Here is a 22784-nt window from a genome sequence, read left to right on the forward strand (position 1 = left end):
ATATATACATCTACAAAAAACACTATATATCTTTTTAATATACCTCTTAAGATTTCAAAATTCTTATATTTCTTCTAGTCTCTTATTTCATTATTTAGGAGCGGAATTTATCACTTGAACCACCTCTTCCACCTCTTCATCACTTAAAGCGGGATGAAGGGGCAAGCTCAATTCTTGTCGATGAATCTGCTCGGTAATGGGGAAATCAAGTTGATTCCAATCTACATAACACTTCTGCCTGTGCGGTGGAATGGGATAATGAATCATAGTTCCAATGCCATGTGCCTGCAAATAGGCCTGTACCACATTACGCCCTTCGCATAATATAGGGAAAAGATGGTACACATTATCTGCTGATATACGCGGAATATGAATCCTTAAATGATTGATATGGGTCTCGTAAAAGTGGGCAATTGCCTTGCGACGCGCATTCGTTTCATCCAAATACTTCAGTTTTACCGACAGAACGGCAGCCTGAATCTCATCCATTCGGCTGTTCACGCCTTGATATTCAAATACATATTTGCGATTGCTACCATAGTTACCCAATGCCCGAATACAGTCAGCCAAGGCTTGGTTATCGGTCGTAACAGCCCCGGCATCACCCAAGGCGCCTAGATTTTTGCCGGGATAAAAGCTGTGTGCAGCTGCATCACCCAGCGAACCCGTCTTCTTACCATGCCATGTACACCCGTGAGCCTGCGCATTGTCTTCTATTAATAATAGGTGGTGTTGCCGACAAAGTTCGGCTATCCGAGCAGTATAAGCACATCGTCCATACAAATGTACGATAAGAATAGCTCGCGTATGAGAGGTAATGGATCGTTCAATAGCTTGCTCGTCTATCTGCAAAGTCTCTATATTCGGTTCTACCAAAACCGGTTTCAACCTGCAGCGTGTTATAGATAAAATTGAAGCAATATAAGTATTAGCGGGCACTATGACCTCATCACCCTCGCGTAATAATCCCAATTCGATATAAGCACGGAATATAAGCGTAAGCGCATCCAACCCATTGCCACACCCAATACAGTGTCGGCTACCGATGTATTCGGCATATTCCTCTTCAAACCGCCGCGTAGCTGTACCTTGCAAATACCATCCACTCTCTATCACGCAGTTGATAGCATGTCGAATTTCCGCCTCGTAAGGCGCATTCACATCTTTATATTGAAGAAATGGTATCATACTGCCGCGTATTTAAAGTTGCCACTCATACCAGTCATAACAAACGCCTCGACCACCAAAACCTTCTTTCTGAAAGATTAGTTTAGTATTCAGATAACTGCCAAGTTGCTCTGTTGATTTTCCAAAATCAAAATATGGTACGTCTTTGAATGTATGATGAATGAGTGTATCGAAAAGTAAGTCCAATGCTCCTAAAGCCTTACCGCTTGGTGAGGCTGATATATACTGACAATGAACGACTTGATTTGACACATAAACAAGGACACCTCCAAGTGTTTCATCGCCTAATTTGGCCACGAAAGCACGAATATTTCGAGGAAAAAAATCTTTAAGTCGGCGTATTTCTGCCAACGTGTGTACCGGTGTCGCATGATACTTTGATTGCAAATTGGCATTAAGTACATCCCAAAAGGAAGCCAAGTCTGTGGTTTCTTCTATCGTTACCTGATGTTGCAAAGCTTTGCGACTGCCTCGTCGGCGCAGTTCTGTAAATTTCAAATTCGTAGAAGATACGATGGTACTGGCTATATCGCGTGCCATCAACCGTGCTTTACAGACATGGACAAGTGCGTATAAATCTTCCTCGGAAGGTAGCCGGTGGTAAATCCACGGAATGGCTTTATAGACCACCCGATGAATATCTTCGCACTTCAAAAAGTCGTTGATACATTGAAAAATCTCACACACTGTCTCGGCAGTAGCTTGCCATTGGGTGAGCAAACCGCCATAAGTAAGTCCCTGATGAGAATAAAGCATGTCACCATCGCGATTGGCCGGTAACACGGCAAAGAGCTTGTTCTTTACATAAATCATCAAAGAGAAGTCGGAAAAACGGTCGCAATGATAATCCATATAGTCGCGCTCAAACAAGAAAGTGCCCTGCCGGGATGTCTTGACAAAGCCATCCCAAGCCTCTTTCATATCCGGACTATATCGCTTTATTTCAAACATTCCATGTAATTGATATATTCGTTGTACTCCCGAATATAGTCGGACTCCTCGAAAGGTTCAGAAGCCAGCACCAAGCATACGGCTCCTGAAGAAAACTTTTCGAGCGTACGCCAAACGCCGGTATCGACTAATAAGCCCTGATTGGGATTGTTCAAGAAATATGTTTTCTGCTCTTTCCCATTGTCAAGCACCACTTCGAACGAGCCACTCACGGCTACTATTAATTCTAGACACAGCTTGTGGGCATGCCCACCACGGCAGCCGCCACTCGGAATATCGTAAACCCAATAAACACGCTGTGGCACAAAAGGGAGGTTTTCGCCCTTTTGTGCCACAGTAAGATTGCCCCGAAGGTCTCTGATTTTTTGTAAATGAATGAGTTTACCTAGCTCCATGATGTTCATAATACAGTTGCTGCCAATCGCTTAGCCTTATCACGCAGGGCATCCATATCGCACCCTATCTCGCCATAACAAAGCACCACACCCATGCGACGGCCTACGTGCTGGTCGGGCTTTCCGAAGATACGAATACGTGTATGGTCTTCTTTCAACGCTTCAACTAGATTAAATTCCGGTGCATGGTCGGCTTCTTCTTTCGCCAAAACCACGGCCGAACAACCGTAATGTTCCAAGTGTATGCCGGCAATAGGAAGTCCCATAACGGCACGGAAGTGCAATTCAAACTCGCTCAAATTGGTGGTATGCCCCAATGTTACCATACCGGTATCGTGCGGACGGGGCGATAATTCAGAGAAGATAACCTCTTTGTCCTTAGTCAGGAAGAATTCTACGCCCCATATACCGGCTCCCGTCAACGCCTTAGTCACCTTGTCGGCCATCTCTTCCGCGGCTTTCAAAGCCTCATCGGGAATGGCATAAGGCTGCCAACTCTCGCGATAATCGCCACCTTGCTGCACATGTCCAATAGGCGGACAGAACAATGTGGGACCACTTTTTTGCGTTACAGTGAGCAACGTAAATTCACTTTCAAAGTGTATGAATTCCTCTATGATGATTTCTTTTACATCCCCTCGACTCCCTTCCATCGCATTGTGGAAAGCAGCATCGAGTTCTTCGTCGCCACGAACAATACTTTGACCATGCCCACTCGACGACATCAACGGCTTCACAACGCAAGGGAAACCTATCTCGTCGGCTGCCTGTTTGAACTCATCGTAGGTCTTTGCATAGAAATACTTGGCTGTACGAATGCCCAACTCCTTAGCTGCAAGGTCGCGAATAGCCTTACGATTCATCGTATAATTGACGGCACGGGCACTCGGAACGACCTGTATGCCTTGCTTTTCGAAGTCGAAAAGTCGCTCGGTACGGATAGCTTCTATCTCAGGAACGATGATATCAGGACGGTGTTTAGCTACCATGGCAGCCAAAGCATCACCCTCTAGCATGCTAAAAACTTCGCGTTCATCGGCTACTTGCATAGCCGGAGCGTTGTCATACTTATCACATGCTATTACATACTGGCCGGCACGCTTGGCCGCAATCGTAAATTCTTTGCCCAGTTCTCCTGAACCTAGCAGCATAATCTTCTTCATTGTCATGACGTTGTGTATAGGTTATTGAGGGTGTATCAAATTCTTTACCATCTGCCACTCAGGCGTAATGGCTAGTTGACGTAAATGTTTTGCTATCTGTGCAGCCAATTCTTCCATCGATATCTTGCGTTCATCGGCCAACGACTTCAACGTTTCTTGCCGATGACCGAAGATACCATAGAAATGAAGCAAGGTTTCTTCATCGTCCGCACTCAACAGGTGAAGAATGTGTTCTACGTAATGTGCTGTCTTATGACTGACACAATCGGGCTTCTTCCCCAATTGGATGAGGAAAGCATGAAGTTCCGCTCCCACCGTATCTATAGCATGCTTGTCTGCCATTATCGTTATCTATTGCCGTACATCTGTTCGTAGTACTTCTGGTAATCGCCACTGGTTACCTCTTGAATCCACTGTTGATTCTCTAGATTCCACTTGATAGTCTTCACGATTCCTTGTGCAAACATCGTCTCAGGATACCATCCCAACTCGTTCTTAATCTTGGTTGGATCAATGGCATAACGCTGATCGTGCCCTAAACGGTCAGATACGAAAGTGATTAAATCGTCGTTAATCCAATCTATACGAATCTCTCCGTTTTCATCAAGTTCCTGCTTCTTCAATACTTGACGGAGACTCTTGTCGTCCATCATCATATCGTGGATGGTCTTAATGGTCAACTTCACGATGTCGATATTCTTCATTTCGTTATGTCCACCCACATTATAGACCTCGCCGTCGCGACCTTCACACACGACCATATCAATGGCCTTGCAATGGTCTTCTACGTACAACCAGTCGCGAACATTATCTCCCTTGCCGTAAACCGGGAGTTTCTTGCCTTCCAAGATATTGTTGATGATTAATGGAATGAGCTTCTCCGGAAAATGATAAGGGCCGTAATTGTTAGAGCAACGAGTGATGGTTACCGGCATGTGGTAGGTATCATGATAAGCCATCACAAAGAGGTCGGCACTCGTTTTAGACGCACTATAGGGGCTATGAGGACACACAGGAGTCTCTTCGGTGAAGTATCCTTCGGCTCCAAGTGAACCATATACCTCGTCGGTAGCAACCTGATGGAATCGCTTACCGGGCTTCCAAACAGGATACCCCTGTTCGTCTTTGCCTGTCACCCAAGCACGACGAGCTGCATCAAGCAAGTTCTGCGTACCGAGAATATTAACAGATAAGAAGAGTTGAGGGTCTTCAATAGAACGGTCGACATGGCTTTCGGCAGCGAAATTGACCACATAATCGATATCATTTTCAGCAAAAAGCTTGTCGGCTAGTTCCCTATCGCGAATGTCACCACGCACAAAAAAGCAACGTTTATTGTCGATATCATCCTTAATAGTGCCCAAATTTCCGGCATAAGTCAGTGCATCCAAGATAATAATCTTGATGTCTTGATCTTTATATTTCTTGTCAAGCAGGTACTTAATAAAGTTTGCTCCAATGAAACCTGCGGCACCTGTAACGAGATAAGTCTTCATTATCTAAATCTTTAAATGATTATATAATAATATTATCGTTCCTATATTTACCCCTTGGTTCCTAACGTCACCACTTCGCAATCAGTAAATTTACTACCGTCAATGGCTAGTCTTACGATGGTACGGTCGTGATGCCAACCTTGCATCCCGGCTGCTCCGGGATTGATATGCAACAGATTGAGCGATTTGTCGAACTTCACTTTCAAGATATGCGAGTGTCCACTGATGAACAACTGTGGCGGAGAGGCATAGATAATCTTGCGAATCGACCAGTCGTAATTGCCCGGATAGCCCCCTATATGTTTCATCAACACATCCACATCTTCGCATTTAAAACGAAGCGTTTCGCGATACATCAAACGTAAATCGCCACCATCTATATTGCCACAGACGGCTCTCAATGGGCGAAAAGCAGCCAACCGGTCGGCCAATTCCGTTGTTCCGATATCACCGGCATGCCATATCTCATCGCAAGGTTCAAAATACTTCAAGTATTGATCGTCCCAATAACCATGCGTATCGCTGATGATTCCAATCTTCTTCATGCTATTCTGCAACCTCAGCTAGGTCGAAACGCTTGCGAATATAGTCGGCAATCAACTGCACAGTACCTTCTATTCCCAAATGAGACGAGTTGATACACAGGTCGTAGCAGGCACCATGCCCCCATTTCTTGCCCGTGTAATAGTTATAATATGATGCTCTTTCGTCTTCTTTATACTCTATCAACTTGCGTGCTTCTTCCTCTGTTAAGCCTTTACGATCGCATACTCTCCGTACACGCTCATCTATATCAGCTGTGATAAAGATGTTAACACTGTCTTTACGATCTCGTAATACGTAGTCGGCACAACGTCCTACAAACACACAACTGCCACTTTCGGCCGCCTTTCTGATGGCATCACTCTGGAATTGAAACAGACTTTCTTGCGAAATATTGTTTCGATAGAAGTTACTTTCACCTAAAATGGGCACGTGGGCATGAAATAATACACGCATAAAACCTTTCTGCTCATCATTCTGTTCAAAGAACTTTGCACAGAAACCACTCTCCTTTGCTGCCAAATTCAGGAGTTCCTTATCATAGAGCGTACACCCAAATTCCTTGGCTAATAGGTCGGCTATGATGCGACCGCCGCTTCCAAACTGCCGCCCGATATTGATGATGATATGCTTATTATTCATGTATAGAGTCGTTAAATTGCTTTTTGAATTTTCTCATATAGACAACCATAATCCACGCGGCCACCACAGCTGCAATGAAATCTGATGCCGGTAACGATGCCCATACGCCATTAACATCGTAGAATTGAGGCAATATGGCCAACAAAGGCAGCAGAAACAATAGCTGTCGAGACAGCGAAAGGAAGATACTAATCTTCACTTTGCCAATACATTGGAAGAATGTCGTCACCACCATTTGGTACCCGATAATCGGAAATACTAACATCGTGATACGCAAACCATGGACGGCCTTATCTATCAAAGAGAGGTCGGTCGTAAACATACGAGCACACATCTGTGGCAGGAACATGGCCACCAACCATCCCACAAAGGTGATAGCACTGGCAGCTAACACAGAAAGTTTCAGCACACGTAGCATTCTATCAAACTGCAATGCCCCATAGTTATAACCCGCAATGGGCTGCATACCTTGGTTAATGCCCATGACAAACATCACAAACACGGTTTCAATGCTGTTCGCTATGCCGTATGCGCCCACCGCCATGTCGCCTCCATAACGCACAAACTGGTTGTTCATAAAAATGACAATGATGCAAGTACACACGTTCATGAGGAATGGTGAAATACCTATCCCAATAATATTCCTCACCAAACTTTCTTTCAATCGATATATACCCCGCTTCAAATGTAGCAATTCATCTTTGTTGCTAAAGAGTTTCAATTGCCATACGAGTACAGTAGCTTGCGACAATACGGTTGCCAAAGCAGCACCGCGGATTCCCCAATGCCACCACCAAATAAAGACAACATCCAACAATACGTTCATCACCACCGTCATAATGGTGGCCATCATCGCCTTTTGGGGCTTGCCGGCAGCACGCAGCATGGCATTCATACCAAAATACATGTGTGTAAAAACATTACCCAATAGGATGATTTGCATGAAGCTTCGTGCATAAGGAATGGTTTGGTCGCTCGCTCCAAAAAATCGAAGAATAGGGTCAAGAAACAACAAACACACTATCGTCAAGAAGCATCCGACCATCAAATTCAGCGTTACAGTGTTGCCAAGAATATTCTCTGCCGAGTCATAATCGCGCTGTCCAAGCTTCACCGAAACCGCCGTAGACGACCCGATGCCCACCGCAGCACCGAAAGCTGCCGATAAATTCATAAACGGGAACGTGATGGCAAGCCCCGAAATAGCCATAGGCCCAACCACCTGTCCTATAAATATGCGGTCGATAATGTTGTATAACGAAGCTGCCGTCATCGCTATGATGGCGGGCAAAGCATATTGCCAAAGCAGCTTCCCCACCGGTTGGGTACCTAATTCGAGGGTAGCCGCCTTATTATCTATACCGGTTGTCATTGTTGCAAAGTTACAAAAAAATAACACACATGCTATCGTCCCTATGCGATTTTATTGAAAAAGCGATGTATTCTTTTGTGTTTCAAATGGTTTTAATTATTTTTGCAAGTCAAAATATCAGTAAAATAGGCATGAGAAAGTATTTATCGCTAGCGTTTATCATGATGATAACGAGCCTTCAGATAGCTGCAAAAGGCTACGAATCGCATAAGATTTCCTACCCCGGCGGTAAATGTTTTATGTTCAGAATCATACTTACCGATAAGCAAGGTACCCCTTTTTCTATCCTGCATCCGGAGGAATTCCTCTCGCCACGAGCCATTGCTCGCCGCCAACGACAGCATATTGCCATCGATTCTACCGATCTTCCGGTGAGTCCGGGCTATATTCAAACACTCAAAAATAATAGACTTGAGGTTGTTGGCAAAAGCAAATGGAACAATTCTGTACTTGTGCGTTGCACCAAAGTATCACAGATTGACTGCTTGAAAGGTCTCCCTTTCATCCGCGACATCCGCCACGTTTTCTCCTCACCCGACTCTATCGAGCCCTCCCAACGCGTCAATTTCAAGAAAGATTTCAACCGTTGGGACACCGTTTCGCACAATCCTTACGGCATGGCCGAGGAACAAATCAAAGCCATGAACGGTATTCAGATGCATCGAGCAGGCTATACCGGCAAAGACAAAGTGATAGCCGTACTCGATGCCGGATTCATGAATGTAGACCGAATCCCCATCTTTCATAACATCAAATTGGCTGGATTGGCCGACTTCGTGGTTCCCCGAAGCACAGATATATTCGCGGAATTAGACCACGGTACGATGGTTTTATCAACCATGGCAGCCAATCAAGCAGACACATACAGGGGAACCGCCCCCGACGCTTCGTACATGTTGATACGTTGCGAAGACCAATATACAGAGAGTTTAGCCGAAGAAGACTACTGGGCTGAGGCTGTAGAGTATGCCGACTCAGCCGGTGTAGACATCATCAACTCCTCACTGGGCTTTCATGAATTTGACGACCGCACCACTAGTCATACTTACCAAGAACTTGACGGCCAGCAAACACTCATCTCACATACGGCATCTATGTTGGCCGGCAAGGGTATTGTACTGGTCAACAGTGCTGGAAACGACGGTATGGGAACATGGAAAAAAATCAATTTCCCAGCCGATGCTACCGATATACTAACCGTAGGCTCCATCAGTCCCAACGGTCTTAATGCGGCTTTCAGTGCCGTTGGCCCAACGGCAGACGGGCGCATCAAACCCGACGTAATGGCTTATGGAAGTCCCACAACTGTCATTTCAGGACGTGGAACCATCATCAACGATATGGGCACCTCGTTCTCTGCTCCACTCATATCGGGTATGGTAGCTTGCTTATGGCAGGCACTTCCCGACAAGACTGCACTCGAAATCATCGATTTAGTACGCAAGAGTGGCAATAACTTCGTTCATCCAGACACCATCATGGGATACGGTTTGCCCGACTTCTGGAAAGCTTTCCAGTCAGGTAAATAACCCTTTTATTCTCTCATCTCTATGCAGCATACACTCACTTTATACGAACTCAACCAATTGGTACGCGAGACTATTGAGACAACCCTGTCTCGCGAATATTGGGTAGAAGCCGAACTGTCAGAGGCACGCGAGGTTCGTGGGCACTGCTACATGGAGCTGATACAGAAAGACAACGCCACCAATACGCCCATCGCTAGGGCTTCTGCCAAGTGTTGGAAGAACACATGGGCATACGTACGACCACATTTCGAGCGCATCACCGGCCAGCAAATCCATCCCGGCATGAAAGTTTTGCTCAAGGTCTACGCCAATTTTCACGAAGCATACGGTTTCTCATGGATTGTCACCGACATCAATCCGGAATACACCATGGGCGACATGGCACGTAAGCGCCAAGAAATTATACGACAACTACAACAAGAAGGGGTCTTCGATTTGCAACGCGAACTACGCATCCCCATGTTTGCTCAGCGCATAGCTGTTATCTCTAGTGCTGGAGCTGCAGGTTATGGAGACTTCTGCCATCAACTATCGGACAACGAATATGGACTGGCTTTCTACCCAACATTATTCACCGCGACCATGCAAGGAGAAGGGGTTGAGACGAGTGTCATCACAGCTCTCAACCTCATCTACCATCGATTAGACGATTTCGACGTTGTTGTCATTATCCGAGGTGGTGGTGCTACGAGCGATTTAAGCGGTTTCGACACATTGGCATTGGCCGAAAACGTAGCCAACTTCCCCCTCCCAGTCATCACCGGCATAGGACACGAACGCGACGAATCGGTGCTCGATATGATTTCGCATACACGCGTAAAGACACCAACGGCAGCCGCAGCGTTTCTCATCAACCACTTGGCTGAGGTGCTTATTCGCGTAGAAGAAGCCGAACAGACCATAGTTAAGACCATTGAGCGACGCATGGAAATGGAGCAAGTACGGCTTAGTCGACTCACAGACAAGATACCCATGCTCTTCTCATTGGTTAAAACGCAACAGTCGGCACGTCTCGATCGCCTCTATCAGCATCTGTCTCAACTCATGGAGCAGTCTGTTGCCGAAGCCAGTCATCGCATAGACCAACTGGCATTGCGACTCCATCCGGGTGCCGAGCGTAAACTTTTGCAAGGGCATCATCGCTTGGATATGTTGGCACAACGCGCCGAGGCCCTCGACCCAACACTATTATTAAAGCGCGGTTACAGCATCACCATTCACAACGGACGTACCGTTCGCAATACCAAAGTATTAAAATCGGGCGATGAAATAGAAACCCGATTCTATCAAGGAACCATCAAATCAATCATCAAATAATGGCAAAAGAAGATATTAAATACGAAGAAGCCGTACGACAATTGGAACAAATTGTGGCTCGCATGGAGAATAATGAACTTGACATCGACCACATGACCGAGCAACTCAAGCAGGCTCAAAAGCTCATCAAGCTGTGTAAGGACAAGCTAACCAAGACCGATGCCGAGATAAAAAAGGTCTTGGAGAAATAAAGAAAAAACATCTTGATTGATGAGAAAGTCTCTATGAGTTTCCTAATTTGCAACTCACAAACTCATAAACTAAAAAGTTTAAATCGCTGCAAAGGCCGAACAGACTTACTGCCTAAACCGAACAGCAATGCTGCAAAGGCCGAACAGACTTACTGCCTAAACCGAACAGCAATGCTGCAAAGCCCAAACAGTAACGTTGTCTCCTTACAGCAGTGGCGAGAGTAAGCGAATAATAGATTCCCAAAGTCGCAAGAGGAAAGGACGACGCATAAGCCTTTGTACCTTCTCAATGGGTACACATTGTTGCAAATCGTCTAAGAACACTTTCTTCATACGTAAAGCTAACGCGCTATCATAGAAAAAAGCATTTGATTCAAAGTTGTTTTCAAAACTACGGAAATCGATGTTTGAACTTCCACAACTACACAGGAAGTCATCGCTAACCAGCATTTTGGAATGGTTGAATCCTGCCTGATAAAGATAAACTTTTACCCCGGCTTCAAGCGTTTCCATCACATATGAGATGCTAGCCCATTCCACTAGCTTCGCATCGGTACGCATCGGAATCATCAATCTGACGTCTACTCCGGCCAAAGCAGCTGTTCGCATGGCAAAAAGAATGGGCTCGGTAGGTAGAAAGTAAGGCGTCTCCATGTACACATATCGACGGGCTTCGAGCAGAATACGCACATATCCCTGCATGATATCGGGCCAAGGTTGTACCGGACTACTGGTTACTATCTGCGCCAAACAGTTGTTGTCTATTCGCGAATCGGGCTCCGGATAATACGCATGGTCGGTTATTAATGTGCGATCAACGAAATACCAGTCTATCAAGAAAGCTTTTTGAATAGCATAGACAGCCCCTCCGACGATACGCAAATGGGTATCTCGCCACGGCATCTTATCCCCTTTAACATATCGAAGTGCAATGTTCATACCACCAATATACCCCACTCGACCATCAATGATGCAAAGTTTACGGTGATTGCGATAGTTTACTTTGCTACTAAAAAACGACAGAAACTTTACCGGCATAAACGAACGAGTGTCCACCCCGCCCTCTCTCATACGCTCAAAGAATCGGTTACGCGTCTTCCAACATCCCATATCATCGTAAACCAGACGCACTTCAACTCCTTGCCGAGCTTTATCTATCAGTACATCGGCAATAAGATTGCCCAGTGGATCGTCTTCTATGATATATGTATCTAGGTGGATATGATGCTCGGCAGTACCAATGTCTCTCAATAAGGATAGAAAAAACTGATAGCCATCGGTACAAATATCTACTTCATTATCTTTGAAGGGAAGCGACAGACTCTGATTGGTAAACAGCTTGATAAGCGCTCGATACGATTTTGGTAAACGTAAATCACGCTGTTCAGCAAACTCTAGCATGGAGCGTTTTGTCAACTGATCCAAGCTTCGTTGACTTATCATGCGTTCCTTTCTAGTATTCTGTCCAAGAAAAAAATAAAGGATTATCCCTACAATAGGCATAAAAGAAAGTACCAACACCCATGCCATTGTCTTGGCAGGTTGCCTATTGTCCATTAGTACTTTAATCATAGCAGCCACAACAACAAATGTGTAGACGACCAAAAATGCCCAATGAATGTAAATCATACCAGCTATCCTCCTGTCTTAATCTTTTGGATATAGGCCAATTCATTGATGGCAAAATCGCTATTTTCAGGGTCATCAAGCATCTTACGAAGCAACTTCTCGGCCTCATCATAGCGCTGTTTATCTATATAGACACTAGCTTTCCGACGATAGAGGAAGTTGATAAACGAAACTTCCATGTCGTTATGAGTTCGTCCACTAATGGCTTTTGTCCGTTCCATTTCCTGTAATAAGCCATCTATAACAATACTTGCCCTGAAATCTTTACCATTTACAAGACAGTTAACGTATTCTTCTGTGTACGTGATGCGCCGTTGTGGAAGCGTCATCTCCAAATAATAACAAACTCGCTGATACTGTTTTAATTCGCAATAGCAAAAACCTATAAGGTAAGAAACCTCAAAGAAAGCTTCTCGCATATCCTCTTTCAAAGTATCAAATTGCTGACTCATGGCTACATAAGCAGGCTCCAAAAGGAATAAAGCTTCGCAGAATCGTTTTTGATTAAAAAGAATTCGCCCCCGATAAGCATTGAAAGCCAATGCCGGCTCCATACATTTGGCAATCAATTTTTGCTCTTCCGACAAGTCATCAGTTTCTCCACGCTTAGTCTTTTCTATTGCTTCTTTCCACATATAACGGAACTCATCGAGTCGCTTCTTAGGATTTGTAAGGTCATAAGCAGCCAATACCGACACCACTTTAGGGGCATTATCATCACTTCCTGCCTTCACATCTGTTGTCATGGATAGCGGAAGTAAGGTCACGGTCATGCGAAAATAAAGAGAGTTATCAGCCTTTTTCTCCGATCGAACATGAATACTTACCGTACGTTCAGCAACGAGTTGACCGGTTGTCAAAAGCGAAACAGACAACAAAGCTTCATCTTGTAAGAAGTCATCCTTACCTATAATAGTAGATGCCGGAGCAAATTTTCTTATCTCGTCTGTCTCTTTGATAGTTCTCATCTCGCTTTCGCTAAAGATGCAAAGCGACATGGGAACAACCCCCGACAGCCCTAGTACAGAACTAAACAACTGTTCTAATGTAATGGGACACTCCTTTGTCTGTCGCCATCTCGGCCCTGCCACTTGGTGCTGAATCTCTTGTTCACGAATAAGGAAAGTTTCTCTGGCGAGCTCGGCATGTTTTCGTTCAAAGTCAAGACCAATAGCTTTGTTGCTGTCTTTAATCATTTTATCGATTCGACTCACAAAGTCACTCTGCCATCTAAACATATCTGTCATGGCACGCGAGAGTATTTTGACCGATGTTTGTTCGTTAATAAGCAATCCGGTTGTCATGTGCAAGTCCACAGAATTATCTTTCTCGTCAAGCGAATACACCATTTTGAGTGTCTCAGTATTCAGATTACACTGATTCATCAAGGCTCTTACCAAGTCCAAATATTCGGTCTTGGTGGTATAAAAGAATAAATAAGATAGTTGGATATAGGGAGAATTCTGCTCTATTTCTATACGGAAATGCCCACTCTGGAAATCATATTTAGTAATATCCTTGCCTTGTTCCTGCTTCCAAGTGAAATGGCAATTCAACTTCTTCAGGGCATTTGTCACCGTAATTTTGTTATCATCGTCGTGCTTTACGAACAATCCTTTGCCGGCATCGCGCCTTTTGCGCCATATCGGAAAGAATACAAAGGCAATGATATACAGTATTCCCCAAATGATAAAAAGATAAAATAAATCCGTCATACGTAATTACAAATATACATTTTTATTACATCTGACAGCAAGTTATATGCGTTAAAATGTCATAAGATGATGTTATTTCCGAGTTGACGAGCCAATGCGTTGCGTATCTCTTGCATATCCTTGTATTCCGCAAGCATCTTCATCATGCGTTCACTATCATTACCTACAGTGGCAATCTCACGTTTTAGGTCTTGCAATCGTTGCTCTACAAAATCCATACGGAAATCAAGTATCAAGTGCAACACCTTTTGTCGAAGACTCTCCTCATCCTCTACCACCTTATGACTTTCCGATAATATCACCTTGTCTTCGCTCATATCGGTGGCTATACGACTCATGTTAATATCGTGATGATGCACAAAATAAGGTTCAGCCTTAAATCCTTCATCCGCCTGATGTTCCACCGCTTCGGCCAACATACGATTAAACAACTCATCATGAAATTCCAAACCATCTTCCGATAAATTGTAGGCTACGAACTGAGACAGTGATAAATTGTGTACGTGACCATCTTCATCTTCCACATTATCATAGATGATACGCTCACCATATCGCACAATCAGCTGCATCAACATCTGCTCAACCTTAGTGCTTTGAGGCTGTATAATGAGGGCTGTAGATGTAGAAAGAGCCTCAGATACACCTATTTCTTCTCGTCTACGCTGCCGTTCTACTTCTTTTTTTTGCTCATCTCGCTCTTCCAAAATAAACCTGTTCATCGTGTTTATGAGCGTTACTTCATTGATACCCATACGTTGTGCACAGTCGTGCAAGTAGGTATCGCGCAGTATTTGGTTCTGTATCACCGAAATACTCTTCACGATTGAGTTGATAGCTTCCGAACGTTTCTGTGGATCAGTCTCGTTTTTCAAGAGCAAATCAGTCTTAAACTGGATGAAATCAGTCTGATGTTTCAAGATATAATCGTGGAAATCGGTCGCCGTATGTTGCCGTGCAAAGCTGTCAGGATCTTCCCCATTGGGCAACAAAAGCACTTTCAAATTCATTCCTTCGGCCAATAACATGTCCGTACCACGCAATGCTGCATGGATACCGGCGGCGTCTCCATCATATAATAAGGTAATATTCGAGGTGAAACGGTGCAGCGTATGAATCTGATGGACACTCAAAGCTGTACCCGAATTGGCCACTACGTTCTCAATACCACATTGATGCATGGAGATGACATCGGTGTAACCTTCCACCATATATACCCTATCTTCCTTAGCAATAGCTTTCTTTGCTTGGTAGATACCATAGAGTTCGTGGTCTTTATGATAGATATCCGACTCCGGAGAGTTGACATATTTCTGATTCACTCCTTTCGTCCTAGAGTCCAATACGCGTCCTCCAAAGCCTACTATCTTGCCGTTCACACCTACCCAAGGGAAAATTACTCGACCGGCATAACGGTCGATAAGTTCCCCTCGATCATTGCGATAACAGATACCTGTACTCAATAAATACTCATCACGATAGCCTTTATTACGTGCAGCAGTGGCCAATGCGTGACGGTCATTGGTATCATAACCCAACTGAAACTTCTTGATAATGTCATCGCGGAAGCCACGACTACGGAAGTATTGCATACCGATAGCCACACCGTCTACATGATTATGCAGCACATCATGGAAGTAGTTGGCAGCCCACTCGTTCATAATGAACATACTTTCACGTTGACTTTGCTCACGTTTTTCTTCGTCAGAGAGCTCTCGTTCTTGTATTTCAATATGGAATTTCTTAGCCAACCAACGTAGCGCTTCAGGATATGTCATCTGCTCATGTTCCATGATAAAACTCACAGAATTGCCACCCTTGCCACAACCAAAACAATGACATGTCCCACGAGAGGGCGATACATAGAACGAAGGAGTCTTCTCGTTGTGGAACGGACACAACCCTTTGAAGTTGCTACCACTCTTACGCAACGTCACAAATTCGGATACTACGTCTACGATATTCGCAGCATCTTTGATTCTTTCAACTGTTTGTCTATCTATCATGTTTAGGAAATACAAGGGCAAAAACAAGTTCCCTTTTTAACTTTTACAAAGATAATGCAAACGAGCGCAATGAAAGTTAACTTTCAAATTGCCGAGTGCAGCTTAGCTTCTACAAAGATAATATAAAGCACACTAAAATCAAAGGGTTTACTTTTATTTATTTACCATATCTGCACACAAACATCCTAAACGGCAAGTAGTTCCCATTCATTTCATATATTACTTACTAATAGCTGCTTACGGGATAGAAAGGAACTCTAGAAAATTGTTTTGGTTGTTCCATATAACAATGGTTTATAACCGCAGTTTACTTGAATCAAACGATACACTCAGTTTCTAAGATTCTGCCTTTTCTTGGCTATCACACTTGTATTTGGATATTAAGCTTTCCACCCAACCCACGTTCTACAATATCAAAGAGGGTTTTAAGTGTTATATTCCCGCCATCGTTCTCTACTTTCGAGATGAATGTACGTTTCTTATCCACACGTTCGGCTAATTGGCTTTGCGTCATACTCTGTTTCTCACGCGCTTCTCTTATCTGTATACCTATCCGCAAAGCCTCTAATTCATTTTCTATACGCGTTCTTTCGAGCGTACCAACTTCACCATAATATTTATTCTTGATTTCATCTAATGTCATTGTTTTCATAATTACCTTTCCTCCTCTGACTTCTCTTTAAAATATTCTTTCATCAACTTCTCGGCACGTTTTATTTCCTTGCTTGGTGTTTTTTGCGTTTTCTTTTGAAAACCGGAAAGAAGAACTACCAATTTGTTTCCATCAAAGAAACAGAATATACGAAATATATTATTTCCAAGTTGTACACGTATCTCAAATAGTCCGTCAGTCCCCTCCATATATTTAAGGTAAGTAGAGGGAATACGTTCCATCCATTCTATTATATCAAGGACTTTAATAATCTTATCGCGCACCTTCTGAGTCTGTGCAGCAAAGAACTTATCAAAATAGTCTTTATATGTAATAACCGTCCTTTGCTTCATATCACAAAGGTAATTTAAAAATTACATATTAGCAAATAAAAAGCCAATTATTTACTCCATGTACTTAGCCTCATGTAGTAAAAAGAACAGCTAAACAACATTCGTATTCTACACTTTATTCTCTTTACCCATTGACAAGAAACATAAGTAAACCTACCGTCATAAACTGGATATGTAACGATAAAATTAAAAACTCACAAACATATTATTCTTCACCTCTCATTTTAAAGATAGAGAAGTTCACACTGCCGTAAGCGCGATGCTCTACAAAACAAGGATGAGCCGAAAAATCATTGTGTTTACCATGCTCAAAAACAAATATCCCCCCCTCAGCAAGCACCCCCTGCTGCAACACGAGGTCGGGAATCGTCTCTAAATGAGGCAAACTATAAGGCGGGTCGGCAAAAATAAAGTCGAATTGTTGATGACATTTCTTCACGAAACGAAATACATCACCACGCACAAGAATATCTTTATCGGTACCCAATTTTTGAAAACACTGGCGAATAAAGTTGGCATGGTCACGATCGGCCTCCACACTGACCACCTGACGACAGCCACGCGACACCAATTCCAAGGATATACTGCCTGTCCCGGCAAACAGGTCAAGAGCACTGGCATCCTCGAAATCCATGTATCCTTGCATCACATTGAAGATATTTTCTTTTGCAAAATCGGTCGTAGGACGCGCCTTGAACGAACGCGGTATTTCAAAATGACGACCTTTATAGATTCCTGTGATGATTCTCATAATCTTCTTTACCTTCCTTTTAAGAACAATACAACCATATCAAGTGGTATTCCTTTGATTTTCGTAATAGCAGCTCGATTGAATTCTGCCGATGCTGTCATCACATGAACCTTTTGCAAATAGCGGCGCAAGTTTGCTAATAAATCTTCTTGATCAGGTATTCCTCCCATCAACAGGAGTTCATCGCCACGCACATCGAACCCCATCTGCTGCCATGCATACAACAGAAAATAAGCTGAATCACGTGAGTTTCCGGCATCAAAAGAGTTGCAAAACTTGAATCGTCCCTGCGCAAAACTGAACACATCAAGCCTCCCGTCGTGGAAATAACCATAGAGTTTGCGCCATGCACCGGTCTGACTGCGACGATACAAATAGCTCCACATGGGTTGTACAATAGGCATATAACGGATGTCGGCGAAGTGATCATCGAGCACCAACTTCAAATCTTTATTGATGGAATAGAGCGCCACAGCATTGATAACCGGCAACACGCTGTGCAGCACACAGTCGTTCTCGCTATTCGTAAACGTATAGTGATAGAGCGATTCCATCGCTTCCTCTTGGAATTCTTCCAACGGTATCATCAACACAGGAGTGTCTATCATTACCTGCGCTTTCTTATATCCTTGTTCAAGAATTGCGTTTTCGCGGAAAGCCTCACGCAGATTGGCAGCCGTCGAGATGCCACTACGCATGATATACGGTTCGTACACCAACTTATCAGTAGCCTTTGAATCGACCACAGCAATCGAAAGTGAGTGTTTGGTGATACGTAGTGTCACACGTCCGGTGACGTTTGGATGTTTATTCCCAATTTCCTGCATTGTTGTTATCGGTTGTGATGTCGCCAATCTTTAGTCCGGGATAGCGTCCCGCAGCATTGGCTTCTTCGATTAAATTGGTTATACTATAGGCATCAAGTCCTTGCAGATACTGCCCATAAGTGGCTCCACACTCCATGAGCGGAATCTGTCTGCCAGTTTTACCGAGTGCCATGGAAACCGTCAATGAGAAGCGTTGCCCACCTGAAAAAGGAATATAAGAGAGACTGTCCGCCAACAATCCGGCATCAGTCAACTGCTTAAAGCTGCCCGCATACACTCGATGTAAACGTCGGTATTGCATCTCTGCCTGCCTTATCTTCAAGAGTCGTTGCTTCACCACAAGCTCGCGTTGTTGCTGTTCGCGCTTGAATCGAACGGGCGCATTTACACTTAAAAAGCATAATACGGCCAACGCCAGTACACAGCACATCAATATATGGTTGCTCTTGACTTTCGGTTTCATCTTGTATGCAAAGATAGTAGAAATCAAAGACAAACGGAAATTTATTTCAAATAACTTCCTCCTACCGCCTGTCTATCGCTTCAAAGAGAATTTCGATGAGCCGTGGCAATGCGTATTGGCCAATATCCGACTCCTCAATCCACCGATAGTCGGCAGGTAACTGAGGTTGTAAATCGACTTCAAGGAAATAAAAATCAGCATAGAGTATACGATGGGTAAGCACGTGCTTCACCTGTTTGCATAGCTGTTTGCCCGTTGGCAAACCGACAGCCTGCACCACATCTAAAGTTGGCGGTTCCCACAATCCTTGCCAAATATCCCCCTTACCGCGCCTGCGAATACACGTTTTGCCTTGCCAACGTAGATAAACATAACTCATTTGTCGTTCCGTCACCTTGACCGTCTTGAGTTTCACGGGCAGCGATTCCACCTGTCCTGTGCGCAAAGCCTCACATGTTTCGTTGATAGGACAGAGCAAACAGCGGGGCGATTGTGGGGTGCACTGGATGGCACCAAAGTCCATAATGGCCTGATTGTAAGTAGCAGCTTGGTCGGACGGAAGCAAGTCTTGCGCCATTGCAGCAAACAGTTTTTTGCCCTCAGTAGAATTGATAGGCGTGGAAATGCCGAAATATCGAGCCAACACACGGTACACGTTGCCATCAACTGCGGCCACCGGAAGCCCGAAAGCAATAGACCCTATAGCTGCAGCAGTGTAATCGCCGACACCCTTCAATCGCTTGATTTCCTCCAAAGTTTCGGGGAAACGTCCCAACTCCACTATCTGTTTGGCAGCAGCATGCAGGTTGCGAGCGCGACTATAATAGCCTAATCCTTGCCACAATCGCAACACCTCGTCTTCATCAGCAGCCGCCAAGTCAGCCACAGTAGGGAATCGTTGCATAAATCGCAACCAATAATCAAGTCCCTGTTGAATACGCGTTTGCTGCAAAATTACCTCACTGAGCCAGATAGCATAGGCATCTCGCGTCTCTCGCCAAGGCAGCGACCGACCATTTTCCCGGTACCATTGCAACAGAGTATGGGCAAAAGCGTGTTGTCGTTTCATACACACAAAAGTATGATTTTCTTTTGAAAGCCACGCATTTTCTCCCTCCTTTTATTCCACAACAACATATCATAAGCCGACCGAACACCTCCTCCTTGTATTCAGAAAAGACCGTGATAAAACCATACCTAGCCTACTTATGACATCCAACTCGTTTACCTGTCAACTCGTCTACTTGTTAATCAGGTTACTGCAGCGGCTCATCAGCTTTCCTGCCTCGTCTCTTCAACAAAACAGCAAAGGCTCTGCAGCATTGCTGTAGAGCCTTTGCAATCAATCAAGTAAGGGATAGGGGTGCACCTAGAACGATGTTTCCATCTTGTAATCTCGGCACACCCCAAAGCTAATACCCTAATATTCTAATGTCGTAGGCAATTCCTTTGCCTGATCAATCATCTTCTGTAATTCAGTAACCGAAGGGACACGGTTGCATAGATTCTTCTCATTATTGGTGGCTTCCAACTTGGGTTGCAAGTTCTCAGCTACTCTATGGCGGAACTCCTTCACGGTATCTACCCCTGCAGCTTCGAGCAATTCTGCAAATTGAGGACCCACTCCATTGATACGGAAAAGGTCAGCGTGGTTGGTCCACTTCAATATTAATTTATCGGATATACCAGTTTCTTCGGCCAAAGCTTTGCGTCCTGCGGGTTTCGTACACTTCTCCAACAACTGCTCAACAGTCTTGATTCCGGCAGCTACCAGCTTCTCGCCATAAACAGAACCTACTCCTTCGATGTCTTCAATTTTATAACTCATATCTCTAATTTAAATAGTTAAACAATTCATTTCATACTCCTTTGCATCAGAGACTTTCGCAAAGAAAGGCTATTTCCAATACACTCCAAATGTTTTGTCACTATTTTTTTGCCCCATAACGAAGTTCTTGTCTGCCAAGGAAGGTTTTAAACAAATTTATGACACCCCATCTTGTCGGTCTATACCAAAATATGTACCTTTGAAAGCTGATTGAAGGGGTGCTGTCAAAGACATATCCTACTTTTTTAAAAGGAAGATATTCATAAATTGCATCAGTCTCGTATAGAGACGGTAGGTCTACTGTCTCTCTCAGTGATAGTGCAGTTTATATACGATTCTATACGAGCCAGACGGTATATACACCGTCTCTACAATTAGAATATTCCCTCTATTTTAATATACAACCATTTAAAATAATGAAGAAACAGATAACCAAGATACTCATTTGCATACTCGTCACAGGTATGACCTGCACCATAGCAAATGCAGAAAGCCGCGTTGTTACACCAGAAAAAACAGATACCGCTGCGGCCACACTAGACTCTCTATCCATGGGTACAGACAGTGTGGCGGATGCAGGTGGATTTGTCGTCGAATCGGCAGCAATGGAAGAAGCGCCTCAAGGATTGCACCAGATGCTCAAAACCAAGTTCATTGAGGGTAACGCTGGATTTATGTCGCTCGTGGCATTGGCCTTGGTCATCGGTTTGGCATTTTGTATTGAGCGTATTATCTACCTGAGTTTGTCGGAAATTAATGCCAAGAAATTCATGGCAGACCTTGACGCACTAATTGCCGAAGAAAAGATAGAAGAAGCCAAAAAACTCTGCCGAGACACACGCGGACCGGTTGCTTCCATCTGTTATCAAGGCTTGGAACGCATCAACGAAAGCATCGGTAACGTGGAACGGTCGGTTGCTTCATACGGTTCGGTACAGGCTGCGAACCTCGAAAAAGGTTGTTCTTGGATTACATTATTCATTGCCATAGCTCCTTCGCTAGGCTTTTTGGGAACCGTTATCGGCATGGTAATGGCCTTTGACCAAATACAAATGGCAGGCGATATTAGCCCTACCATCGTGGCATCGGGTATGAAGGTGGCGCTCATTACAACCATCTTCGGTATTATCGTAGCGCTGATTCTACAGATTTTCTACAATTATATCCTCTCGAAAATCGAACATTTAACGGCTCAAATGGAGGAGTCGGCCATTACATTGCTTGATGCTGTGATGAAATACAAGTTGAAACGATGAAGTGGAAGTGGAGTCATCTTAAAACAATGAGCACCGAGCGAATATCTCAACGCGTGCTCTATGTGCTGACAGGATTGGCTGTCGTGGTATTCGGTCTGTTCTATCTGATAGGATTCGATCGACCTTTCGACGACGATTCCAACTTCAATGCCCCCTTGTTCACCGACTTACTCATGGTGTATGCCGCTATATTGCTTGTCGGAACGCTTGTATTGGCCGGACTGGCCATGGTAAAAACGGTCAAGATGATGCGTGCAACAGAAAACAAGGTGGTCAACAATATCCCCGTGGGACGTATCCGGCGTTACGGAATAATAGCACTTGGCGTGGTTATCTTGCTGTCATTGGTGCTGAGTTCTGGTAATCCGATGACCATTAACGGTCATGTATTCGATGACTTTGTAGCTCTGAGAGTGGCCGATTTGCTGATTTATACATCGCTATTCCTACTATTGGCAGCCATCGCAGCAGTCATCTTCGGCATGACACGCTATCGTCGTGAGAATCAATTGAAGTAAAC

Annotated in this window: 24 protein-coding genes; 5 read left to right on the forward strand and 19 right to left on the reverse strand. The window is 44.2% G+C overall.

Annotated elements, in window-relative coordinates; genetic code table 11:
* Positions 1–90: 90 nt before the first annotated feature.
* The 9 genes from HMPREF0671_RS08245 to HMPREF0671_RS08285 are packed head-to-tail and all read right to left on the reverse strand — an operon-like array spanning position 91 to position 7738.
* The gene (locus HMPREF0671_RS08245; RefSeq protein ID WP_052052945.1) at positions 91–1188 is read right to left on the reverse strand and encodes a DegT/DnrJ/EryC1/StrS aminotransferase family protein; all 1098 of its coding nucleotides are present in this window, start codon (positions 1186–1188) and stop codon (positions 91–93) included.
* Positions 1189–1200: 12 nt separating this feature from the next.
* A complete protein-coding gene (locus tag HMPREF0671_RS08250; protein WP_036899336.1) occupies positions 1201–2139 on the reverse strand; it encodes a GNAT family N-acetyltransferase in 939 nt (312 codons plus the stop codon).
* Positions 2127–2543, reverse strand: a complete 417-nt coding sequence (locus HMPREF0671_RS08255; RefSeq protein WP_036899339.1) for an FdtA/QdtA family cupin domain-containing protein — start codon at positions 2541–2543, stop codon at positions 2127–2129. Before HMPREF0671_RS08255 ends, HMPREF0671_RS08250 begins: the two co-directional genes overlap by 13 nt.
* Entirely contained in the window at positions 2540–3697 is a 1158-nt protein-coding gene (purT, locus tag HMPREF0671_RS08260; protein ID WP_369793972.1) for a formate-dependent phosphoribosylglycinamide formyltransferase, read from the reverse strand. Before purT ends, HMPREF0671_RS08255 begins: the two co-directional genes overlap by 4 nt.
* 21 nt (positions 3698–3718) lie before the next feature.
* Complete coding sequence (locus HMPREF0671_RS08265; RefSeq protein ID WP_231725592.1) at positions 3719–4039, reverse strand: hypothetical protein; 321 nt, start codon at positions 4037–4039, stop codon at positions 3719–3721.
* Positions 4040–4044: 5 nt separating this feature from the next.
* On the reverse strand, positions 4045–5193 hold the full coding sequence (gene rfbB / locus HMPREF0671_RS08270; protein ID WP_036899342.1) for a dTDP-glucose 4,6-dehydratase: 1149 nt from the start codon (positions 5191–5193) through the stop codon (positions 4045–4047).
* Positions 5194–5240: 47 nt separating this feature from the next.
* Positions 5241–5738 (reverse strand): metallophosphoesterase, encoded by a 498-nt coding sequence (locus HMPREF0671_RS08275; protein ID WP_036899344.1) that lies wholly within the window; start codon positions 5736–5738, stop codon positions 5241–5243.
* Between the two features lies 1 nt (position 5739).
* Entirely contained in the window at positions 5740–6378 is a 639-nt protein-coding gene (locus HMPREF0671_RS08280; protein ID WP_036899346.1) for an AAA family ATPase, read from the reverse strand.
* On the reverse strand, positions 6371–7738 hold the full coding sequence (locus HMPREF0671_RS08285) for an MATE family efflux transporter (protein ID WP_036899411.1): 1368 nt from the start codon (positions 7736–7738) through the stop codon (positions 6371–6373). The genes HMPREF0671_RS08280 and HMPREF0671_RS08285 overlap by 8 nt, the downstream gene beginning before the upstream one ends.
* A gap of 143 nt (positions 7739–7881) precedes the next feature.
* On the opposite strand from HMPREF0671_RS08285, the gene HMPREF0671_RS08290 reads away from it, so the two are divergent.
* From HMPREF0671_RS08290 to xseB, 3 genes are read left to right on the forward strand one after another with little or no spacing between them, the layout of a single operon-like run.
* Positions 7882–9279: a S8 family serine peptidase gene (locus tag HMPREF0671_RS08290; protein ID WP_036899348.1), complete on the forward strand. Its 1398-nt coding sequence runs from the start codon at positions 7882–7884 to the stop codon at positions 9277–9279.
* Between the two features lie 21 nt (positions 9280–9300).
* Positions 9301–10596, forward strand: a complete 1296-nt coding sequence (xseA, locus tag HMPREF0671_RS08295) for an exodeoxyribonuclease VII large subunit (protein WP_036899350.1) — start codon at positions 9301–9303, stop codon at positions 10594–10596.
* Positions 10596–10787 (forward strand): exodeoxyribonuclease VII small subunit, encoded by a 192-nt coding sequence (xseB, locus tag HMPREF0671_RS08300; RefSeq protein ID WP_036899352.1) that lies wholly within the window; start codon positions 10596–10598, stop codon positions 10785–10787. Before xseA ends, xseB begins: the two co-directional genes overlap by 1 nt.
* 204 nt (positions 10788–10991) lie before the next feature.
* On the opposite strand, the gene cls is transcribed toward xseB, so the two are convergent.
* From cls to HMPREF0671_RS08350, 10 genes are all read right to left on the reverse strand, one after another.
* A complete protein-coding gene (gene cls, locus HMPREF0671_RS08305) occupies positions 10992–12416 on the reverse strand; it encodes a cardiolipin synthase (RefSeq protein WP_036899354.1) in 1425 nt (474 codons plus the stop codon).
* Positions 12417–12421: 5 nt separating this feature from the next.
* Entirely contained in the window at positions 12422–14131 is a 1710-nt protein-coding gene (locus tag HMPREF0671_RS08310) for a hypothetical protein (RefSeq protein ID WP_036899356.1), read from the reverse strand.
* Between the two features lie 59 nt (positions 14132–14190).
* Complete coding sequence (gene dnaG / locus HMPREF0671_RS08315) at positions 14191–16134, reverse strand: DNA primase (RefSeq protein ID WP_036899358.1); 1944 nt, start codon at positions 16132–16134, stop codon at positions 14191–14193.
* A 361-nt stretch (positions 16135–16495) separates the two neighbouring features.
* Positions 16496–16786 (reverse strand): helix-turn-helix domain-containing protein, encoded by a 291-nt coding sequence (locus tag HMPREF0671_RS08320; protein WP_036899359.1) that lies wholly within the window; start codon positions 16784–16786, stop codon positions 16496–16498.
* 2 nt (positions 16787–16788) lie between these two features.
* Positions 16789–17139 (reverse strand): type II toxin-antitoxin system RelE/ParE family toxin, encoded by a 351-nt coding sequence (locus HMPREF0671_RS08325; protein ID WP_036899361.1) that lies wholly within the window; start codon positions 17137–17139, stop codon positions 16789–16791.
* A gap of 205 nt (positions 17140–17344) precedes the next feature.
* Complete coding sequence (locus HMPREF0671_RS08330; RefSeq protein ID WP_036899363.1) at positions 17345–17890, reverse strand: RsmD family RNA methyltransferase; 546 nt, start codon at positions 17888–17890, stop codon at positions 17345–17347.
* An 8-nt stretch (positions 17891–17898) separates the two neighbouring features.
* Entirely contained in the window at positions 17899–18717 is an 819-nt protein-coding gene (locus HMPREF0671_RS08335) for a DUF3822 family protein (protein ID WP_036899365.1), read from the reverse strand.
* On the reverse strand, positions 18698–19180 hold the full coding sequence (locus tag HMPREF0671_RS08340) for a hypothetical protein (RefSeq protein WP_036899367.1): 483 nt from the start codon (positions 19178–19180) through the stop codon (positions 18698–18700). The genes HMPREF0671_RS08335 and HMPREF0671_RS08340 overlap by 20 nt, the downstream gene beginning before the upstream one ends.
* A gap of 61 nt (positions 19181–19241) precedes the next feature.
* Positions 19242–20249 (reverse strand): A/G-specific adenine glycosylase, encoded by a 1008-nt coding sequence (gene mutY, locus HMPREF0671_RS08345; protein ID WP_036899369.1) that lies wholly within the window; start codon positions 20247–20249, stop codon positions 19242–19244.
* 351 nt (positions 20250–20600) lie between these two features.
* Complete coding sequence (locus HMPREF0671_RS08350) at positions 20601–21008, reverse strand: DUF4332 domain-containing protein (protein WP_036899372.1); 408 nt, start codon at positions 21006–21008, stop codon at positions 20601–20603.
* Positions 21009–21424: 416 nt separating this feature from the next.
* On the opposite strand from HMPREF0671_RS08350, the gene HMPREF0671_RS08355 reads away from it, so the two are divergent.
* Positions 21425–22264, forward strand: a complete 840-nt coding sequence (locus HMPREF0671_RS08355; protein WP_036899374.1) for a MotA/TolQ/ExbB proton channel family protein — start codon at positions 21425–21427, stop codon at positions 22262–22264.
* Complete coding sequence (locus HMPREF0671_RS08360) at positions 22261–22782, forward strand: hypothetical protein (RefSeq protein WP_036899376.1); 522 nt, start codon at positions 22261–22263, stop codon at positions 22780–22782. Before HMPREF0671_RS08355 ends, HMPREF0671_RS08360 begins: the two co-directional genes overlap by 4 nt.
* The last annotated feature ends 2 nt before the right edge of the window (positions 22783–22784 follow it).

Origin of the sequence: Prevotella sp. S7 MS 2 (assembly GCF_000762865.1) — a bacterium.
Classification (GTDB): Bacteria; Bacteroidota; Bacteroidia; order Bacteroidales; family Bacteroidaceae; genus Prevotella.

Excerpts from the sequence above, each read along its gene's own strand:
- HMPREF0671_RS08245 (WP_052052945.1), bottom strand. The coding sequence starts at position 1,188 with ATGATACCATTTCTTCAATATAAAGATGTGAATGCGCCTTACGAGGCG.
- HMPREF0671_RS08250 (WP_036899336.1), bottom strand. The coding sequence starts at position 2,139 with ATGTTTGAAATAAAGCGATATAGTCCGGATATGAAAGAGGCTTGGGAT.
- HMPREF0671_RS08255 (WP_036899339.1), bottom strand. The coding sequence starts at position 2,543 with ATGAACATCATGGAGCTAGGTAAACTCATTCATTTACAAAAAATCAGA.
- purT (WP_369793972.1), bottom strand. The coding sequence starts at position 3,697 with ATGAAGAAGATTATGCTGCTAGGTTCAGGAGAACTGGGCAAAGAATTT.
- HMPREF0671_RS08265 (WP_231725592.1), bottom strand. The coding sequence starts at position 4,039 with ATGGCAGACAAGCATGCTATAGATACGGTGGGAGCGGAACTTCATGCT.
- rfbB (WP_036899342.1), bottom strand. The coding sequence starts at position 5,193 with ATGAAGACTTATCTCGTTACAGGTGCCGCAGGTTTCATTGGAGCAAAC.
- HMPREF0671_RS08275 (WP_036899344.1), bottom strand. The coding sequence starts at position 5,738 with ATGAAGAAGATTGGAATCATCAGCGATACGCATGGTTATTGGGACGAT.
- HMPREF0671_RS08280 (WP_036899346.1), bottom strand. The coding sequence starts at position 6,378 with ATGAATAATAAGCATATCATCATCAATATCGGGCGGCAGTTTGGAAGC.
- HMPREF0671_RS08290 (WP_036899348.1), top strand. The coding sequence starts at position 7,882 with ATGAGAAAGTATTTATCGCTAGCGTTTATCATGATGATAACGAGCCTT.
- xseA (WP_036899350.1), top strand. The coding sequence starts at position 9,301 with ATGCAGCATACACTCACTTTATACGAACTCAACCAATTGGTACGCGAG.
- xseB (WP_036899352.1), top strand. The coding sequence starts at position 10,596 with ATGGCAAAAGAAGATATTAAATACGAAGAAGCCGTACGACAATTGGAA.
- cls (WP_036899354.1), bottom strand. The coding sequence starts at position 12,416 with ATGATTTACATTCATTGGGCATTTTTGGTCGTCTACACATTTGTTGTT.
- HMPREF0671_RS08310 (WP_036899356.1), bottom strand. The coding sequence starts at position 14,131 with ATGACGGATTTATTTTATCTTTTTATCATTTGGGGAATACTGTATATC.
- dnaG (WP_036899358.1), bottom strand. The coding sequence starts at position 16,134 with ATGATAGATAGACAAACAGTTGAAAGAATCAAAGATGCTGCGAATATC.
- HMPREF0671_RS08320 (WP_036899359.1), bottom strand. The coding sequence starts at position 16,786 with ATGAAAACAATGACATTAGATGAAATCAAGAATAAATATTATGGTGAA.
- HMPREF0671_RS08325 (WP_036899361.1), bottom strand. The coding sequence starts at position 17,139 with ATGAAGCAAAGGACGGTTATTACATATAAAGACTATTTTGATAAGTTC.
- HMPREF0671_RS08330 (WP_036899363.1), bottom strand. The coding sequence starts at position 17,890 with ATGAGAATCATCACAGGAATCTATAAAGGTCGTCATTTTGAAATACCG.
- HMPREF0671_RS08335 (WP_036899365.1), bottom strand. The coding sequence starts at position 18,717 with ATGCAGGAAATTGGGAATAAACATCCAAACGTCACCGGACGTGTGACA.
- HMPREF0671_RS08340 (WP_036899367.1), bottom strand. The coding sequence starts at position 19,180 with ATGAAACCGAAAGTCAAGAGCAACCATATATTGATGTGCTGTGTACTG.
- mutY (WP_036899369.1), bottom strand. The coding sequence starts at position 20,249 with ATGAAACGACAACACGCTTTTGCCCATACTCTGTTGCAATGGTACCGG.
- HMPREF0671_RS08350 (WP_036899372.1), bottom strand. The coding sequence starts at position 21,008 with ATGAGTTATAAAATTGAAGACATCGAAGGAGTAGGTTCTGTTTATGGC.
- HMPREF0671_RS08355 (WP_036899374.1), top strand. The coding sequence starts at position 21,425 with ATGAAGAAACAGATAACCAAGATACTCATTTGCATACTCGTCACAGGT.
- HMPREF0671_RS08360 (WP_036899376.1), top strand. The coding sequence starts at position 22,261 with ATGAAGTGGAAGTGGAGTCATCTTAAAACAATGAGCACCGAGCGAATA.